The 18,883-nt window shown below is 55.6% G+C and carries 13 protein-coding genes; 10 read left to right on the forward strand and 3 right to left on the reverse strand.

Annotation, left to right across the window (positions count from 1 at the left end; translation table 11 throughout):
* The first annotated feature begins 109 nt into the window (after positions 1–109).
* Together Q0796_RS01775 and pepT are read left to right on the forward strand one after the other, a co-directional pair.
* Entirely contained in the window at positions 110–793 is a 684-nt protein-coding gene (locus tag Q0796_RS01775; RefSeq protein WP_298439651.1) for a nitroreductase, read from the forward strand.
* A 131-nt stretch (positions 794–924) separates the two neighbouring features.
* On the forward strand, positions 925–2,151 hold the full coding sequence (pepT, locus tag Q0796_RS01780; protein ID WP_298439653.1) for a peptidase T: 1,227 nt from the start codon (positions 925–927) through the stop codon (positions 2,149–2,151).
* A 118-nt stretch (positions 2,152–2,269) separates the two neighbouring features.
* On the opposite strand, the gene Q0796_RS01785 is transcribed toward pepT, so the two are convergent.
* Positions 2,270–2,575, reverse strand: a complete 306-nt coding sequence (locus tag Q0796_RS01785; protein WP_298439656.1) for a hypothetical protein — start codon at positions 2,573–2,575, stop codon at positions 2,270–2,272.
* Between the two features lie 611 nt (positions 2,576–3,186).
* Between Q0796_RS01785 and Q0796_RS01790 the strand changes: the two genes are divergently transcribed.
* From Q0796_RS01790 to Q0796_RS01805, 4 genes are all read left to right on the forward strand, one after another.
* A complete protein-coding gene (locus tag Q0796_RS01790) occupies positions 3,187–5,553 on the forward strand; it encodes a phosphoketolase family protein (RefSeq protein WP_298439658.1) in 2,367 nt (788 codons plus the stop codon).
* Positions 5,554–5,653: 100 nt separating this feature from the next.
* The gene (locus Q0796_RS01795) at positions 5,654–6,997 is read left to right on the forward strand and encodes an alpha/beta hydrolase (RefSeq protein WP_298439660.1); all 1,344 of its coding nucleotides are present in this window, start codon (positions 5,654–5,656) and stop codon (positions 6,995–6,997) included.
* A gap of 240 nt (positions 6,998–7,237) precedes the next feature.
* Positions 7,238–7,678: a GFA family protein gene (locus tag Q0796_RS01800; protein WP_298439662.1), complete on the forward strand. Its 441-nt coding sequence runs from the start codon at positions 7,238–7,240 to the stop codon at positions 7,676–7,678.
* 71 nt (positions 7,679–7,749) lie between these two features.
* Positions 7,750–8,496, forward strand: a complete 747-nt coding sequence (locus Q0796_RS01805) for an HAD-IIA family hydrolase (RefSeq protein WP_298439664.1) — start codon at positions 7,750–7,752, stop codon at positions 8,494–8,496.
* A gap of 12 nt (positions 8,497–8,508) precedes the next feature.
* Here the strand turns inward: Q0796_RS01805 and Q0796_RS01810 are convergent, their stop codons facing one another.
* Positions 8,509–9,141, reverse strand: coding sequence for a cupin domain-containing protein (locus Q0796_RS01810; protein WP_298439666.1), 633 nt, complete (start codon positions 9,139–9,141; stop codon positions 8,509–8,511).
* 136 nt (positions 9,142–9,277) lie between these two features.
* On the opposite strand from Q0796_RS01810, the gene Q0796_RS01815 reads away from it, so the two are divergent.
* The 3 genes from Q0796_RS01815 (at position 9,278) to Q0796_RS01825 (ending at position 15,373) form a co-directional block, all read left to right on the forward strand.
* Positions 9,278–10,873: a M28 family metallopeptidase gene (locus Q0796_RS01815; protein WP_298439667.1), complete on the forward strand. Its 1,596-nt coding sequence runs from the start codon at positions 9,278–9,280 to the stop codon at positions 10,871–10,873.
* A 286-nt stretch (positions 10,874–11,159) separates the two neighbouring features.
* Positions 11,160–12,824, forward strand: coding sequence for an asparagine synthase B (asnB, locus tag Q0796_RS01820; protein ID WP_298439669.1), 1,665 nt, complete (start codon positions 11,160–11,162; stop codon positions 12,822–12,824).
* A 224-nt stretch (positions 12,825–13,048) separates the two neighbouring features.
* A complete protein-coding gene (locus Q0796_RS01825) occupies positions 13,049–15,373 on the forward strand; it encodes a diguanylate cyclase (protein ID WP_298439671.1) in 2,325 nt (774 codons plus the stop codon).
* Between the two features lie 87 nt (positions 15,374–15,460).
* Here Q0796_RS01825 and Q0796_RS01830 read toward each other — a convergent pair whose 3' ends face one another.
* The gene (locus Q0796_RS01830; protein WP_298439672.1) at positions 15,461–17,311 is read right to left on the reverse strand and encodes an alpha-amylase family glycosyl hydrolase; all 1,851 of its coding nucleotides are present in this window, start codon (positions 17,309–17,311) and stop codon (positions 15,461–15,463) included.
* 196 nt (positions 17,312–17,507) lie between these two features.
* Between Q0796_RS01830 and Q0796_RS01835 the strand changes: the two genes are divergently transcribed.
* Positions 17,508–18,785 (forward strand): aminotransferase class I/II-fold pyridoxal phosphate-dependent enzyme, encoded by a 1,278-nt coding sequence (locus Q0796_RS01835; protein ID WP_298439674.1) that lies wholly within the window; start codon positions 17,508–17,510, stop codon positions 18,783–18,785.
* Positions 18,786–18,883 lie beyond the last annotated feature (98 nt).

An 18,883-nucleotide genomic window follows, 5' to 3' on the forward strand; every position in this document is an offset into this window, starting at 1 on the left:
CATTTGCCGCAGCTTTGAATTTGGCTCACAACGGTCACGTTCAAACGAGCGTTTTACAGTCAGGAGCGGTTGTGCTGTGATGAAGCAAATCGCTACGGAGAGCATTGCCATGACCCGCCCTTATTCTGAAGCCACCTTAGAGCAGCTGCTACGCAGTCGGCGCTCGGTGCGAGGCTTTACCAACCAAGCCATTGATAGCGCAACCTTAGAGCAGATCTTCACCGAGGCGCAGCTGTCACCGTCCAATTGCAATACCCAGCCATGGCAAACCTATGTCGCCAGTGGCAACAGCTGCAATCAACTCAGACAGGGCTTGGTTGAGCAGATCATGGCCGGCACCCCGCCTAAAGCCGAATTTGATTACTTCAGTAAATTCTCCGGTGAACATCGAACTCGGCAAGTGGAATGTGCTGAAGCGCTGTATGGCGCAATGGGGATCCCACGGGAAGATAAACGCGGCCGAATGGGCGCTTTGGTACGAAACTACCAGTTTTTTGATGCCCCACACGTGGCCTTTATCTGCATGAATAAAGAGTACGACATCGTCAACAGCCTCGATATTGGGGTCTACTTACAAACCCTGATGTTGGTCATGGAAGCCCACGGCGTTGCCAGCTGTGCTCAAGGGGCACTGGCCTACTTCCCGCCGTTGGTGAAAGAGGTCATGGGCATTCCCGAACAAGAAGGGATTTTGGTTGGGATCTCATTTGGCTATGAAGATCCTGACGTGGCCGCCAATAACGCCCGAACCAGCCGAGCCCCGCTGGCGCAATGTGTGCAATTTAAGAACTAACGCCGCCACCACCACCGGCCAATAAACGGGGTCGGTGGTGAGCAGTTGTATTTGTGTGATCCCCCTCAAACAGCCTGAACCACTGCCCTTGGCATAATACCGCCCTAATTTTGTCATTAGCCAAGGTTGCTATGAACGCCTTACTCAATCGTTTTCTCGGTTACGTTACCTTTGATACCCAATCCGATGCCGCCAACCAATGCGTGCCCAGCACCCCTGGTCAAATGGTGTTTGCCAAGGCGCTATACCAAGAACTTACTGCGCTCGGGTTTGCTGATGTGTCGCTCGACGACAACGGCTACGTGATGGCGAAATTACCCAGCAATGTGGACTACCCAGTACCAGCCATCGGCTTTGTCGCCCATATGGACACCGCGCCGGATGCCTCTGGCAAGAACGTAAAGCCGCAGCTGATTGAAAACTACCAAGGTGGCACGATTGCGTTAAACGACCGTGGTGAGCAGCTCTGCCCAAGCCAATATCCGGTGCTGAAGCAACTGCTTGGCCAAACCTTAATTACCACCGACGGCAGCACCTTGCTGGGGGCGGATAATAAAGCCGGCATCGCAGAGATCATCACCGCGATGGTGCAGCTGCAAGCCCAGCCGGAGTTGCCTCACGGTGACATCTGCATCGGCTTTACCCCAGATGAAGAGATTGGCCGTGGCGCCAACCTGTTTGATGTGGCCAAGTTTGGCGCACAGTGGGCTTACACCATTGATGGTGGCCCCGTGGGGGAGCTGGAGTATGAAAACTTCAACGCCGCCAGCGCCACCATCGAATTTAGCGGTAACTCAGTACACCCCGGCACCGCCAAAGGCAAGCTGGTTAATGCGTTAACGCTCGCCACCCAGTTTCATCAGCAGATGCCGTGCGCGCAAACCCCTGAACACACAGAAGGCTACCAAGGCTTTTACCACTTGGTGGCGATCAACGGCGGCACCGCGACCGCCAGCCTGAGCTACATTGTGCGCGACTTCTGCTTGGATTCCTTGGCCGAGCGCAAGGCGTTCTTGCAACAGCAAGTGGCGGCATTTAACGCCAATGGCATTCCTTGCCAGCTGGACTGGCAAGAAAGCTACCGCAACATGAAAGAGATGGTTGAACCGCACCCTCACATCATCGATTTAGCGAAACAAGCGATGCAACAGCTGCAGATTGAGCCGCTGATCAAGCCGATCCGGGGCGGTACCGATGGCGCCGTGTTGTCCTTTAAAGGCCTGCCATGCCCAAACCTATTTACTGGCGGCTACAACTTCCACGGTAAGCACGAGTTTGCCTCGTTGACCCAAATGGAACAGGCGGTTGAGATGATCGTGACCCTCAGTCAATTAACCGCACGCCACTATAAAGGTTAACACCGGGTCTCCAGCTGCTCACCTCAGCCGGTCTGGTTAACTCACGCCCTGGCAAGAGATGCCGTTCATGCCGAAGCCGCTCGCTTCGGCATTTTTTTAGGCCCATTTATCGACGCCATTAGATCTCTGCCGTATTGAGGGTGATCATTGCTGCCCAAATGGCGGCAGTAAGGCCGCTCATTGGCGTGCAGCGCCAGAAAAAAGCCAAAGCCGTTACGCGAGCGCAATAAACAATGTGCAAAGCTGAGCAAATAAAACCCAACCCAGATAATAACCAGCAATCAGCGTGCGTGATCCAGATCACCATCTCAGACATTGGTCTATTGGCTTTCAACTCAATGCCGCTGTTTTTTTCATCAAAAAAGCCAAATGAATGACGATCAAGATCACATCGCAAACAGGGTTTCACAGTTTTAGATCTCATTTTTGGCGCCAAGCACGAACTGGCTGAGCCCGTTACCGCCGTAACGCTCTGCCGGCCCCCCTGCCCTTAATGGGTATGGATCCCGAAAATGCTCCCTTTATTGTTCTTAAAATTACAGCCATTGTTCTCAAAATAAGTCCAATACCGCATTCCAAGCCACTCTTCGCTGCCCCGTTCCCCGATAGCGACCGTGGCTGTAACCGCGCTGCAGCAGGCTTGCCACAGCAACCAACCGCCGTGGCCATCATGCCGCTCAACGGGGCCACTATAACTCGGTTACCTTGGTCAGTCTGCGCCCTGTCGCTGTTCACCCCATCACACAGAAGTCACGCCTCAGCACGGCCGTTGTAGGTCGTCAAAGAAGCGAGTGAAATCATTCTCAGCGGCTCAATTTCGCCTTAACAACAGCCCTGTGCAATCTTGTGAAAATACACCGCCACACCCAGAGAAATAACAATTCTTCACGATTTATGCGGATGTGATTTAGCTCCACTTTTTTGAGCAAATCATCCCTTACGCTCTTTCACACAACCTAAGTTTAACTCGCAGATAACGGTCTAAGATGAATAGGTCTTTATTACCCGCGAGATTACGTTCAAGGAGCTATCGACATGGCGAATAACAAAGAAATTGGCGCACTGAAAAAACTGGTACGTGCCAGTAACTATCTGTCCGTTTCACAAATCTACCTGAAGCAAAACGTTCTGCTGCAGAACGAATTGCAACACGAAGACATCAAGCCGCGCTTGCTGGGTCACTGGGGCACCTGTCCTGGCATCTCATTTGTTTACGCTCACATCAACCGTCTGATCTGTAAGCACAACCGTCCGTTCCTATACTTGGTAGGTCCTGGTCACGGCTTCCCAGCGGTACAGGCAAACCTGTTTATCGAAGGCTCCTTGTCTCACTTCTACCCAGACACCATCCCGTACAAAGAAGCGGGCATGAAGCAGATCTGTGAGAAGTTCTCTGCCGCTTACGGTTACCCATCACACGCTAACCCTGAAGCCCCTGGCCAGATCCTGGAAGGTGGCGAACTGGGTTACTCTCTGTCTGTTGGTGTTGGTGCAGCACTGGATAACCCAGATCTGATCAACGTGGTACTGGTTGGTGACGGCGAATCCGAAACCGGCCCACTGGCGGCTTCTTGGTACGCTAACCGCCTGCTGGATCCAAAGACTTCCGGTGCGGTTCTGCCAATTCTTCACATCAACGGCTACAAAATCTCTGGTCCTACCCGCTTGGGTCGTATGGACGACGAAGAGATCCGCATGGAGTACACCGGTTTAGGTTACGAAGTGCTGTTTGTTGATGACGAAAAAGAAGAAGACGTATACGTGCAGATGGCGGATGCCATGGACCGCGCTTACGAAATCATCACCGACATCCAAACTCGTGCTCGCAGCGGCGAAGACGTATGTAAGCCAAAGTGGCCAGTAATCGCGATGCGTACTGCCAAAGGTTGGACCGGTACTAAAGAAGCCAACGGTAAGAAACTGGAAGGCAACTGCGAATCTCACCAGGTGATCATCAACAAGTGTGCTGAAAACCCAGAGCACTTGCGTCTGTTGAACGAATGGCTGCAAAGCTACGGCTTCGATGAGCTGTACAACATCGCTGCTGACGGCACCATCGAGTTTGACGACGAGATCAAAACCCTGATCCCACGTGAAGACCTGCGTATTGGTCGCCAGATCCTGTCTTACGGCGGTGAAGTGGTTCGCCCACTGAACAAGCCAAATCTGGAAGAGCTGTCTTACGGCGCCGAAACCGCCCGTGGTCAACGTGGCGTGTCCATGAACAAGATGGGCGAATGGATGCGTGATGCATTCCGCCTCAACGCCGAGCAGAAGAACCTGCGGATCTTCTCGCCAGACGAAACTTACTCTAACCAGCTGCAAGCGGTATTCGAAGAGACCTCTCGTGCTTGGCAGTGGCCAATCAAAGAGTGGGACCAAGATATGTCTCGCGATGGTCGCGTAATGGAGCTGCTGTCTGAGAACCTGCTGTTTGGTATGTTGCACGGTTACACCGTAACCGGTCGTCACGGCATGTTCCCTACTTACGAAGCGTTTGCACAGGTGGTTTCCTCCATGTGTGACCAATACTGTAAGTACGTGTACGCCTCGCAAGGTGTGCCGTTCCGTAAGCCAGTTCCTGCGTGTAACGTAGTGCTGTCTTCGCTGCTGGAGCGTCAGGATCACAACGGTTACTCGCACCAGAACCCATCGCTGCTGGGCGCCATGCTTGAAAAGCACCCAACCATCATCTCCGCTTACCTGCCTGCAGACGGTAACAGCACCCTGTGCTACACCGAAAAGTCGTTTGATGACCGCGACAAGTTGAACGTTATCGTTGCGGGTAAGAAAGAGCTGCCACAGTGGCTGACTCTGGAAGAAGCCCGTAAGCAAACCGCCGAAGGCATCATGACTTGGGACTTCGCTTCTGACGAAAACCCAGACGTGGTACTGGCTTCTTGTGGTGACTACGTTACCCAAGAGTGTATGGCGGCGCTGGTACTGATGCGCGAGAAGATGCCAAAAGTGAAAGTTCGCTTTGTGAACATCTCTGAGCTGACTTCCGATGGCATCGGTAGCCTCAAGTACGGTCAGAACCCAGACATGCTGGATGAGTTCTTCACCGCAGACAAAGGCGTAGTAATCAACTACCACGGCTACCCGAACACCATCCACAAGCTGTTGTTCAACTACCCTGGTATCCAGCGCTGTCGCGTTAAGGGTTACGTCGAAGAAGGTTCGACCACTACCCCATTCGACATGGGCGTACGTAACGGTACTTCTCGTTACCACTTGGTTATCGACATGGCTTACAAAGCATTCCAGCAAGGCGTGATCACCGATGCACAACACATCGAAATCACCACCGAAATGCTGCAGAAGCTGGTTGATCACCGCAACTACATCAAAGAACACGGTGTAGACCCGAAAGAGATCACCGATTGGGTATGGCACCGCTAAGCGTCGCTTAACGTCAGCAAGCTAAACGCAAAGCAAAAGAACGGCTCCCTCGGGAGCCGTTTTTTTTGGTTGTCGATCCGGTCGCCGCCTGCAGCGCAAAATGAACCGTTGTCTTCACACCTTATTCACTGCCCAAGCCTTATGGTCAAACCAAACAATAAACGACCACAGTGCCAATCCGATGATGACCAATAAACTTCGCTACACCGCCGCCGCTGTTACCGCCCTGCTGTTGCTGCACCCAAGTGCACAGGCGCAATCATCAGCAACCACAACCGCTAACGCCACCAACCTGGCCCAACATCAGGATTTTCGGGGCGGCCAATTAGAGTATTCAGATCAACAGTCGTGGTATCGCGAATTGCGTCTAAGCGACTGGCAACAACTGGGATTAACCCAAGACGATCTCAATCAAGTGCTGCCACGCATCCATGGCACCGCCGCTTTGCGCGATCAGATCAACCCCAATGAAAATGGCTTCTGGACCTACGAATGGAGCCAGCAAGCGCAGCGGATCGCAGCCCAAGCGCACGCCACCCCCGCAAGCCAACAAGCTCAGACACTCGCGTTGCATCAACGTGCCAGCGCCCTCTTTTTAGTGGCTTCTTACCCAAACCACGGCAGCGATGCAGAACGGGCAGCCTTACAACAATCAGTACAGCATTACGTTCGCGCTAGCGCCTTGCGACAGCAGCGTGTAGACATCGTTAACATGCCTGCGGCCAATGGCATCAAGCTAACGGGATTACTGCACCTGCCAACCAACATCAGCGCCCCCGTTGCCACCATTTTATGGACCGGCGGCGTTGATAAAACCTTGGTTGAACATCAGCACTCATTACAGCGTTACCTCGACAGCGGCTACGCGGTATTAACCTTCGATATGCCCGGCGGCGGCTTAAACGAAACACTGCCATTGGCCGTTGGCAATGAAGCCGCCGCTCACAACGCTGCGCTGGCTTTTGTGGCGCAATCGCCACTGCTGGACGCCAACCGCGTAGCCGCACTGACCTCATCCGGCGGCGGCATTAGCTTGATGGAGTTTGTGCTGCAAAATCCAAGCCTGAAAGCCTCGGTCGCGCGCTGTGCGTTAGTGGACGGGGTACTGACCCAACCGCAGAAATTTAAGTTCTTGCCGAAAATGAGCGTCGATTCGCTGTTTGCCCGCTTCGGTTTGCGCTTTGATGAGCTCAGCAATCCCGGCAGCTACTCCATCCCACTGTCGCTGAAAACCAAAGGCTATTTTGATGGTAAGCCCCACACTCAAGTGCCACTGCTGGTGATCAACACCAAGGCCGATCGGGTTGCCTCCCCGGCGGACATGCACGCCACTGCGGCTTTATCGTCCGATTCTGAAGTGGCGTTCTTTGGCGATGCGGGCCACTGCCCCGAAGGCCCAGCGGCCGAAGCCAAGATCTACGACTTCATCAGCAGCCGCCTCTAAGCCACCTTATGGCGACCCCCACAACGGGGGGATGACGTACGTCCAGAGCGAACAGTGGTGACGAACCAGAATAGCGAGCATAAGTGACGAGCATGAGTGGCGAGCATGAGTGGCGAACGCCAATCAGCCCGCTCAGTGATCAGCCCCGACTCAACCAGCCCCATTGCGGGGCTGGTTTTTTATTGCGTTCCCCATCATATCGCGGTAGTGCTAGGTCTTGTTTTCGCCTTGGAGGAAGCCATGAGCCCTGCCCCAGTCTTAAGCGGCGGTTGCCTGTGTGGCGCCATTCGCTACCACAGCAGCAACGCCCCCTTTGATGCCGATCATTGCCATTGTCGCCAATGCCAACGCAGCGTCGGCAGCGTGCTGGCCAGTTGGATGGATTTCAAACGCAGCCAGATCACGTGGCTGACCCGCTCGCCCGTTGAATACCCCTCTTCCGAGAAGATCCGCCGCGGCTTCTGCCCACACTGTGGTGCCAGCATCAGCTACCGCCACCTGGATCACCCAGATTACTTAACCCTTACCATCGCCAGCTTGGATAACCCCAACCAAGTGGCACCCAACTACCACATCCACACCCGCAGCCAAGTCAGTTGGCTACAGATCAACGACAACTGCCGCCGCTATCCGCAGCAGCGCACAGAACCCGCGCCGGCACCGCAACAGAAAAATGAGTGACTTACAGCGCCAATCCGGCATTCGCCATCTACAGTCTGGCTAAGGGCAATCAGATCACCACAGGGGCACCAATGAAAAGTGTAATTTGCGATATTGATGGGGTACTGCTGCACAACAACCAGCTGATCCCCGGCGCCGATAAGTTTATCGCCCGCTTGCGGGAGCAAGGCAATAAGCTCCTGTGCCTAACCAACTACCCAGTGCAAACCGACAGCGATCTGGCCAACCGGCTGGGCGCGGCAGGGATCGAACTGGAACCCCATCACTTTTATACCTCAGCGATGGCCACCGCCGATTTTTTGAAGCACCAAGAGGGACGCCGCGCCTATGTGGTTGGCGAAGGCGCACTGACCCACGAGCTGTATAAAAATGGCTTCACCATTACCGACATCAACCCAGAGTTTGTGATTGTTGGCGAAACCCGCAGCTACAACTGGGACATGATCCACCGCGCCGCCAAGTTTATTGCCCAGGGCGCCCGCTTTATCGCCACCAACCCAGACACCTGTGGCCCCAGCCACAGCCCCGCCTGTGGCGCATTGTGTGCCCCCATAGAACGGATCACCGGCAAACAGCCTTTTTATGTGGGCAAGCCCAGTGCGTGGATTGTGCGTTCTGCGTTAAATCATCTGGACAGCCACGCCAACGACACCATCATCGTCGGTGATAACATGAGTACTGATATTTTGGCGGGGTTTCAGGCGGGATTGGAAACGGTGCTGGTGCTGTCTGGGGTTACTCATCAAGATCAGTTAGAGCAGTTTCCCTTCCGCCCTAATCATATCTTTGCCAACGCGGGCGAGATCAATGTGGTATGACCGCAGCAGCCATCAGTATTGACACAAATAGAATTCGCTTTGACGCTGCGCTTTAATCACATTGTGTTGTTGCCACTCAAGTCGCAGGTAAGCGCCATTGCGGTGCTCGCCGTGCTGATCCCGTAACTCGCCGCTAAGCAGCAACAGTTCCGCTTTCCCTTCTAGGGTCATCTCACTGCCGGCAGCAAGCTTGATCAAACGCACTCGCTCTGGGAAGCCCTCTTGCTGATACAGCGACTTCTGCCACGATCCCAGCGCCAATGGTTGCCACTTCAGCTTGTTGCCATCTAGGCGGTGCTGTAGACGACCATCGCCAGCGTATTGGCGCAACTTAACCCACAACGTGCAGCCCGCTGTTGAAAATGGCGAGTGGCTGCTGCCATCGGGATTCAACACATGAGTGCCCGCCGGATAATCGCCATGTTCATCACTGAACACGCCATCAAGCACCAGGATCTCTTCCCCTTGAGGGTGCTGATGGGGCGCAAATACCGAATCGGGGGCGTACTTAACAATGGACGACACCACCCCGGATTCGCTCGCACCCACATGGTACAGCCGTTTTCGCATCACACCGGCGGCGGGGCTGTTTTGCCACGGCACCGACTCTGAATGCTGCCAAGGATTGGTTGTAGTACTACTCATGAACATCTCCGAACGGTGGCGCAGTTGTGGACACAACCGCATACACCTTTAATTAACCCCAGCTATTTACCCCTGTGGCAATGCGCGGCATGCTTAGCGGCGATTAACTCTCTGATAACAATAACGAGCTTACGCCATGAAGCGCCTAATTACCCTGCTTACTGCTACCACACTGCTAAGTGCGTGCGGCATTGTTTCATATTCTACCAATTCGGAACAATCTTTCGATGAGCAGCGCTTACGTCGCGACATCAAAGAATTAGCCTCTGATCGCTATCTTGGTCGAATGCCCACCACCCGCGGCGAAACTTTAACCTTAGATTACCTCGAAACCCAATTTCAGCAGATGGGCTTAGCCCCTGCGAATGGCGACAGTTACCGCCAAGCCGTGCCGATGCAGCGGTTCTTAACCACCAATGCCACGTTGCAATTGGGCCAGCAGCCGTTGAAATATCGCCAACAGATGGTGCTGAACAGCTACCGTGAGCAAAACTCGGTGCAGCTCAGTAACAGCGAAGTGGTGTTTGTGGGTTACGGCATCAACGCGCCAGAACACGACTGGAACGACTACGCCAATGTGGACGTGCGCGGCAAAACGGTGTTGATGTTGGTGAACGATCCCGGCTTTGCCAGCGGCGATCCAAGCCACTTTAAAGGCGACACCATGACCTACTACGGCCGCTGGGATTACAAGTTTGCCGAGGCCGGTCGCCAAGGGGCCGCGGCGGCGCTGATTGTGCACGACACCAAACCCGCAGCGTACCCGTGGAGCGTGGTGCAAAACAGCTGGACCGGGCCGAAGCTCGATCTGCAAGGCAGCTTAGATCCGCACCCCGACTTGGAAGGCTGGATCACCCTAGATAGCGCCAAAGCCCTGCTGGCCGAAGCCGGCCAAGATTTTACCGCCCTAAGCCAACAGGCACAGCAGCGCCCAACCCAAGTGGCTCTTGGGCTAACCGCCAACGCCAGCTTGCAGCAAACCACCGACACCGCCATCAGCTACAACATTGTGGCCACCTTGCCGGGCACGGAGCAGGCCGATGAACATGTGCTGTACACCGCCCACTGGGATCACATCGGCAGCCATCTGGATAAGATCTACAACGGCGCCATGGACAACGCCTCTGGGGTGGCCGCCATGCTGGAGATCGCCCGCGCCTACCGCGCCGCGCCTACCCCCAAACGCAGCGTCACCTTTGTGGCCGTAACCGGCGAAGAGCAAGGGCTGTTAGGCAGCCGCTACTATGCCGCCAAGCCACTGTTTCCATTAGCCAGCACCGTGGGGGTATTTAACATCGATTCCACCAACGTCTACGGTAAAACCCGCGATTACACCGTGGTCGGCTTTGGCCATTCCCAGCTGGAAGACTATCTGGTTCGCGCCGCCCAAGCACAAAATCGCCAAGTTACCGCCGAAGCCAACCCCGGCGCTGGTGGCTACTTCCGTTCGGATCATTTTTCGTTTGTGCCCAAAGGCGTGCCGGCGGTGTTTGCCGGGGGCGGCAGCGTGCCGTGGGATCAGGCCACCGCCGATTACAAAGTGGCGATGAAAGCGCAGATGCGTGGCTGTTACCACAACCCCTGTGATACCTACCGCCCTAACTGGGATCTGTCTGGCACCTTAATGGACATGCAGGTGTACTACGGCGCTGGCCAAGCCCTAGCCAACAGTGATGACTGGCCCGGCTTTAATGCCAGCAGCGAGTTCCACCGCTTGCGCCCTGCCCGCTAGGTCACCGCAAGCACCGCGGCTTGTACACACGGCGCCTTTGGCGCCGTTTTTGCCTTTCTTGCCCGCCACATTCAAGCCGCCGTGGCCACCCAAATAAAGCATTAGTGTTTATGCAATAAGTGAATGATGTACAACCATAAACAGAGCCATTTGTCGCAGTTGTCATAACTTGGATTCAACCGCACATCATGGCACGTTGCGCTATACCCCGTTGTATTGCAGCCCTCCACTTCCCACCACCAACCGCCGCAATCACAACCTGCAGTCAATGAACAGGAGTGCCCCTATGTGTGGAATTTTTGCCATTGTGGATCTGAAAAGCGATCCGCAGCAGTTGCGCCACGCGGCGCTCAAATTAACGCGCACCCTGCGCCACCGTGGCCCCGATTGGTCGGGGATCTACGCCGACGACCACGCCATCTTAGCCCACGAACGGTTAGCCATTGTCGACGTCGAGACTGGCGCCCAACCGCTGTACAGCCCGGATGGGCAGGTGGTGTTGGCGGTCAATGGCGAGATCTACAACCACCGCGAACTGCGCGAAGAGTTGGCGGTTGGCTATCAATTTCAAACCGGATCCGATTGCGAGGTGATCATCGCCTTGTACCTGAAGTACGGCACCGACTTTCTCGACAAGCTCAACGGCATTTTCGCCTTTGTGCTGTGGGACAAAACCAAGCAGCAATATCTGGTCGGTCGTGATCACCTCGGGATCATCCCGCTGTACCAAGGGCAGGACCAACACGGCAACCGCTACTTCGCCTCCGAGATGAAAGCCCTTGTCAGCCCTTGTCAGCAAATTAACGAATGTTTGCCCGGCCACTACATCGACTCCCGCCGTAAAGAGCCGGTGCGTTACTACCAGCGCGACTGGCAAGAGTACAAGCCGGTGCAGCACAACCCCGCCGACCAAACGCAACTGCAGCACGCCTTAGAAGCGGCAGTGCACCGGCAACTGATGTGTGATGTGCCCTACGGCGTGCTGCTCTCTGGTGGGCTGGATTCTTCCATCACCTCCGCCTTGGCGAAGAAGTTTGCCGATCGACGGGTCGAAGAGGACGACCGAGGCCCAGCCTGGTGGCCACAACTGCACAGTTTTGCCATCGGCCTTGAAGGCGCACCGGATCTCAAAGCCGCCGCCGAAGTGGCCGAAGTGCTGGGCACCGTGCATCACGAGCTGCACTTTACCGTGCAGCAAGGCTTAGACGCACTCAGCGACGTTATCTACCACTTAGAAACCTACGACGTCACCACCGTACGCGCGGCCACCCCGATGTACCTCATGGCGCGCATGATAAAAGCGATGGGCATTAAGATGGTGCTCTCTGGCGAAGGCGCGGATGAGATCTTTGGCGGTTACCTCTATTTCCACAAGGCCCCGAACGCCCAAGCGTTCCACGAAGAAACCGTTCGTAAACTGTCGCAGCTGCACCGGTACGATTGCTTGCGCGCCAACAAAGCAATGGCGGCGTGGGGAGTGGAAGCCCGAGTGCCGTTTTTAGACAAAGAGTTCATTGATGTGGCAATGCGCCTCAACCCCGATGCCAAGCTGATCACCGAAGGCAAAATTGAAAAGCAGATCCTGCGCCAAGCCTTTGCCCACTGCCTACCGGATTCCGTTGCATGGCGACAAAAAGAGCAATTTGGCGATGGCGTTGGTTATTCGTGGATTGATCAACTGAAAGCCTTTGCCGCTGGCCAAGTGAGCGACGCCGAACTGGCCAACGCCGCCGAGCGCTTCAGCCACAACACCCCCACCACCCAAGAAGCCTATCTGTACCGACAGCTGTTTGCCGAGCACTTCCCCCACGACGATTGCGCTCGGTGTGTGCCCGGCGGTAAATCGGTTGCCTGCTCGACCCCTGAAGCCTTAGATTGGGATGACAGCCTAAGCCAGATCACCGATCCCTCTGGCCGCGCGGTACGTTCGGTACACAGCGACAGCTACTGAGCAACACAGCAGCCGCCGCGAATGCCTTTCGCGGCGGGCCCTGCCTCGGCCCTCCCCCCCCTTGCTGCCTCGCAACTCTGCCAGCGAAACCGAGCGATTGTCTGAGCCAGATCACAGGGCGGTTAATCGATTCTGTCGCTTAGCACTGCAACAGATACAATGCTCAACCGTATGCTCTACCGAATTTGGTTGGGCACATTGGTTCGAGATCAGCGGATTTGTTCATGTTTAGATCACTGTTACTGCTCACCCTGCTAGTCACCAGCACCGTGGCCAGCGCCACCCAGTCGGTCACCATGCAGTTAAACTGGAAACACCAGTTTCAAGCTGCCGGTTACTACGCCGCCAAAGCGCAAGGCTATTACGAAGCGGCCGGCTTGGACGTGACCATTCGGGAAAAACACGATGGCGACAACGTGTACCAGATGGTGGCCGACGGCGAAGTCGAATTTGGCCTTGGCAGCAGCGAAGTGATGATCAAACACGCCGAAGGGATGCCACTGGTGATCCTCGGGGTCATTTTGCAAGACTCCCCCCGAGTGCTGGTTAGCCTAGAACGTCCGGATTTGCGCTCCCCCCAAGATCTCGCCAATAAAAAGCTCAGCATCGCCTCATACGATCATGAAATATTCGCCTTTTTGCGCCGCGAAGGGTTGGATGCCAACGATTACCAAGCGCAACCGATCGAATATTCCATTGAGAAGCTGATCAAGGGCGACATCGACGCGCAACTGGTGTTCTCGACCGACGAACTGTACCTACTGCAGCAGCAACAGATCCGCTTCAATGTCTTTAGCCCCCGCTCGGCCGGCATTGAATTTTACGGCGACAACTTTTACACCTCGAGCCAGCTGATAGAGCAAGATCCCAACCTGGTGGAAGCGTTCCGCGACGCCACCGTAAAAGGCTGGAAATACGCGATGAGCCACAAGGAGGAGATCGTTCAGCTGATCTACCAAGATTACAGCCAACGTTTAAGCCCCGATCATCTGCGCTTTGAAGCACGGGAGATGTTCCGCTTGATGAACATCCCCTACGTTGAGCCGGGCTACATGAACTACTGGCGCTGGCGCCACATCGCCGATCGCTACGCCGAGCTGGGGTTACTGCCGGAAGGGTACGACTTCAACGACATGATGTACTCCATTGAGAACTACTCGCTGGCGCTGCAAAGCTACCAAAAAGCGGTGTGGTTTATCTTTGCTGGCTTTGTGATCACCCTACTGGCGGGGATCTACGTTTATCGGCTCAACCGCGAGCTGCAGCGACGCAAGGTTGAATTAACCCAATTGGCCCACTTCGATACGCTCACTGGGCTGCATAACCGCAACGTGATCCAGCAACTGACCGAACACGAGCTGAAAAACTCCAACCGGCACCAACGAACAATGGCGCTGATGCTGCTTGATTTGGATCAGTTCAAAGAGGTCAACGACACCTTAGGCCATAAAGCCGGTGACGAATTGCTGTGCCAAGTTTCGCAGCGCCTGCGAGAATCGGTGCGCGACAGCGACATCATCGCCCGCTTAGGCGGCGACGAGTTTGTTATCGTGCTCACCAGCATCAACTCCGGCAGCGACGCCGCCAAGGTCAGCAATTTGCTGCTGGAGCGCCTGAGCCAGCCATACCAAATTGACAACGACGAAGCCCGCGTCTCTGCCAGTATCGGCATCGCCACCTACCCCGACAACGGCAAAGGCTACGACCAACTGCTGCAACGGGCCGATCAGGCGATGTACATGGCCAAAGCGCGTGGCCGTAACCGCGCCTGTTATTTCCAGCAATCGATGTTGGAAGCGTCCAGCAAACGCCACAGCATGATTGTCGATCTGCACGATGCCGTCAGCCACAACCAGTTTGTGCCTTACTACCAAGCCATTGTGGCGCTCGACAGTGGCGACATCGTCATGGTGGAAGCCCAAACCCGTTGGCGTTCCGCCAAGCGCGGCTTGCTCAATAGCGCCGAATTTATGCCTTTAGCGGAAGAGATTGGCCTGCAAAGTAAGATCAACGGCACCATGATCCTGTCCGCCGCGAAGCAATCGGCCTACTGGCCTCAAGCGCCGATCTGTTTGCCGCTGTGCGCCAACTTGCTGCTGGAAGAGAGCGACAGCATCGAACTGCTGTTGCAGCCTTCGGCTCCGAAGCTGTGTTTCTTGATCAACGAGCAACTGCAAGGCAGCACCGAACCTCAGTTACAACAAGCACTGGATAAACTGGCCCAACATGGTCACCAGCTGGTGGTTGAGAACTTTGGCAACAGCCAAGCCTCGCTCAGCACTTTGCAGCGCCAAGGCTTAGCGTGCATTAAGCTCGACAGCGCCCTGATTGCCGACATCGACAACAGCCCAACCATCGCGAACCTGTGTGAAGCGATGGTGTTAATGGCCCATAAGCTGGGACTGAAGGTGATTGCCCAAGGGGTGGATACCGAGCAGCAGCGACAAAAAGTGATGCAGATTGGCTGTGATTACGGCCAAGGGTTGCTGTTTTCCCTGCCGATGGAAGCCACGCCCTTTGCCCAGCAACACCTGCCTGAATCGCAGTAGATGCAACCGCAATGCGGGAGCCGAGGCTACCGCAGCAACCAAAACAGGGGCCCAATGGCCCCTGTTTTTGCTTGCGCTCAGTGGCCGTTATTGCAACAACAGCACCGCCGCCCCCCGAGCGGGGATCGTCAGCGTACCGGCGCTGAGCGCGCGCTGTTGCAATAGCTCTGTGCCCGCGGGCACCGCCACCGACTGCGCCGTGCTGTTGCGATTCAACCACACCCGAATGCGTTGTTGCTGATAACGGCGTTCGTAGCCATAAAGCCCGCGGTCATCGTCAATTAAGATGGCCGCAAAACTGCCGAGGCTGAGCGCCGGATGCTGCTTGCGGATCTGGATCAACCGTTGGTAGTGCTGCAACATCGACTGATCCACCGCCACCTTATCTGGTGCGCGCAACTGGCCATCGGCGTTGGTTTTTTCATCTTGATAGGTGATGTCTGGCCAGATCATCGGCTTGCGGTCATCGGGATCGTTCGCGCCCCACATGCCCACTTCATCGCCGTAATACACCATCGGGGCGCCCACGTAGGTCATCTGCAAGGTCACAAACAAACGCTGCAACGCCTGTTCGTCGGCATTGGGCTTACGCACCTGATAATCGGGATTATTGGCCGCTTGGGATAAACCAAAGTAGTGGCCCCAATCGCGGAAGTTGCCGATCCCACGGTTAACAATGTGCGAGCCGATGCGGTTGCTGTCGTGGCTGCCAAACAGGTTTTGGGTAACGTAGGCAACCCCTTTGGGGTAGTGCTGACGCATGGTGGCCAGCTCTTGATCAAACGCACTGGGGCTGATCTGCCCTTGGCCTTTCGGGTTAAACAAGAACTCCGCCGCGGTGAAGGCGAAGTTGTAGTTCATCTCGCCATCAAACTCGTCCCCTTGCAGGTAGGGCTTCACCTTATCCACGCTGTCGACGATCTCGGCGGTTAAGTAGGCGTTGGCGTTAAGGGATTTCACCTGTTGACGCCAATCTTTCCAAAAACGGTGGCCGATGCAAAAAGCCACATCCAAACGCCAACCGTCAATGCCCTGCTCTGCCCCTTGCCCTTTCGGGTTCATCCAGCGTTCGGTGGCGGCAAAGACATACTGCTTCGGCCCCATGGCCAGATCACCGTTAATCTCTTTAAATTCCGGCAATGACGCCACCCCAAACCAACCGTCGTAATCGAATTCGCTTTGGGGGCCATCGAAACTGTTGATGTTAAACCACTCTTTGTAGGGCGATTGCGCTTGGCGCTGCTGCACATCTTGAAAGGCAAAGCTGTTGATGCCCATGTGGTTAAACACGCCATCAAAGATCACCCGAATGCCGCGCTGATGCGCCTGTTTAATCAACGACAACGCCAGTTCATCGGCTTGGGTCCACACCCAGGTTTTCGGATCCAGCGGGGTTTCCGTTGCCATCAGCGCCCGATCGCCTGCGGGATCGGGGCCAAAATTGGGATCGATGTGGTGGTAGCTGGCGCCATCGTATTTATGCAGCGACGGCGAATCGAATACCGGATTCAGGTAGATGGCGTTGATCCCCAGCCGCTCAAGGTAATCCAGTTGGTCGATTATCCCTTGCAGATCACCGCCGTAGCGACGACGCAATAGGTGCTTCCACAGCTCTGGCTCGCCATTGGCCAGCTCGTAGGGTTGGCGTTGATACCAATCGCTGCCCCAAGGGTGAATTTGCCACTGCTGCGGCGGCTCGGCCGGATCGGCGCCAACCAGATCCGCCATCGTTGGATCGTTACTGCGATCGCCATTGCGAAACCGTTCTGGGAAGATCTGATACCAGATCGCCTGTTTGGCCCACGCTGGCACAAACTCCCCTTGGGCATTCAGTGGGATCGGCGCCAATGGGGTGGGATCTGAATCTTGGGGGCACATGGCCGCTGCCGGCATAACCGCCGCACTCCAAAGGCAACAGCCCAACAATAACGCGCGCATAACGAAGACTCCAACACAGAAAAATCCAGCTTAACAACCACTTAAACAACGCGCAGCATGCATACGTATGCAGCAACTGCGCCAAATTAATTCATGGATCAATTGATGGAAGTTATCATTGCATTTGAAGATGGCTAGACGCCCAGACTTCTTTTGTGGTTATAGTAGACACCTAACCGCCATCAAGGAGCTGACCATGAAACTGGAATCGATCGCACTGCACCACGGCTACCAATCTGAACCCACCACCAAAGCCGCCGCCGTGCCCATTTACCAAACCACCTCTTACACCTTCGATGACACCCAGCATGGCGCCGATCTGTTTAACTTGGCGGTGCCCGGTAACATCTATACCCGCATCATGAACCCCACCACCGATGTGCTGGAGCAACGCGTTGCCGCCATGGAAGGCGGCATCGGGGCGCTGGCGTTGGCCTCGGGCATGGCGGCCATTACGTATGCGCTGCAAGCGATCTGCAGCGTTGGCAGCAACATCGTTTCCACCAGCCAACTGTATGGCGGCACCTACAACCTGTTTGCCCACACCCTGCCCAATCAAGGCATTGAAGCTCGGCTGATCGACGCCGATGACTTTGCCGGCTTCGAAGCCGCGATTGATGCCAATACCAAGGCGTTGTTTTGCGAGTCCATTGGCAACCCCAAAGGCAATGTGGTTGATATCGAACGCTTGGCGCAAATCGCCCACAAACATGGGGTGCCGCTGATTGTCGACAACACCGTGGCCAGCCCGGCTCTGTGCCGCCCCTTTGAGCACGGCGCCGACATCGTGGTGCATTCACTCACCAAGTACATTGGTGGCCACGGCATCGCCGTTGGCGGCATCATTGTCGATTCGGGCAAATTCGATTGGGCCGCCAATGCCGAACGTTTCCCGATGCTTAACCAACCGGATCCCTCCTATCACGGCGTGGTGTACACCGAAGCCTTAGGCGCGGCAGCCTACATTGGCCGCTGTCGTGTGGTGCCGCTGCGCAACACCGGCGCGGCCATCTCGCCCCACAACGCCTTTTTGATTTTGCAGGGGCTGGAAACCTTAGGGCTCAGAATGGCGCGCCATTGCGACAACGCCCTACGCGTGGCGCAATACCTTAGCCAACACCCGAAAGTCACCTGGGTGAATTACGCGGGGCTGGAAACCAGCCCCTATTACGCCAGCGCCAACCGGCTGTGCGATGGCAAAGCCTCTGGCATTGTCAGCTTTGGGATCCACGGTGGCATTGAGGCCGGTGGTCAGTTCATTGATGCGCTGCAGATGATCCTGCGCTTGGTCAACATCGGCGACGCCAAGTCGCTGGCGTGCCACCCAGCCTCAACCACCCACCGCCAGCTATCGCCACCGGAGCTGGCGCAGGCGGGGGTCAGTGAGGATCTGATCCGCCTTTCCATCGGCATTGAGCACATCGACGACATCTTGGCCGATCTGGCTCAAGCGTTGGATGCCGTAGGCAACTAGGCCCTTATTGGTCAGCGCCTTGGCCACCCGCTGCCGTCCTGAACGCAAACCAAGGCCCAGCGCAGACTGCCAGAGGCTTCTCTGCTGGGCTCACCTAT

The sequence above is a fragment of the uncultured Ferrimonas sp. genome (assembly GCF_947489035.1).
In the GTDB taxonomy this organism is placed as follows: domain Bacteria; phylum Pseudomonadota; class Gammaproteobacteria; order Enterobacterales; family Shewanellaceae; genus Ferrimonas.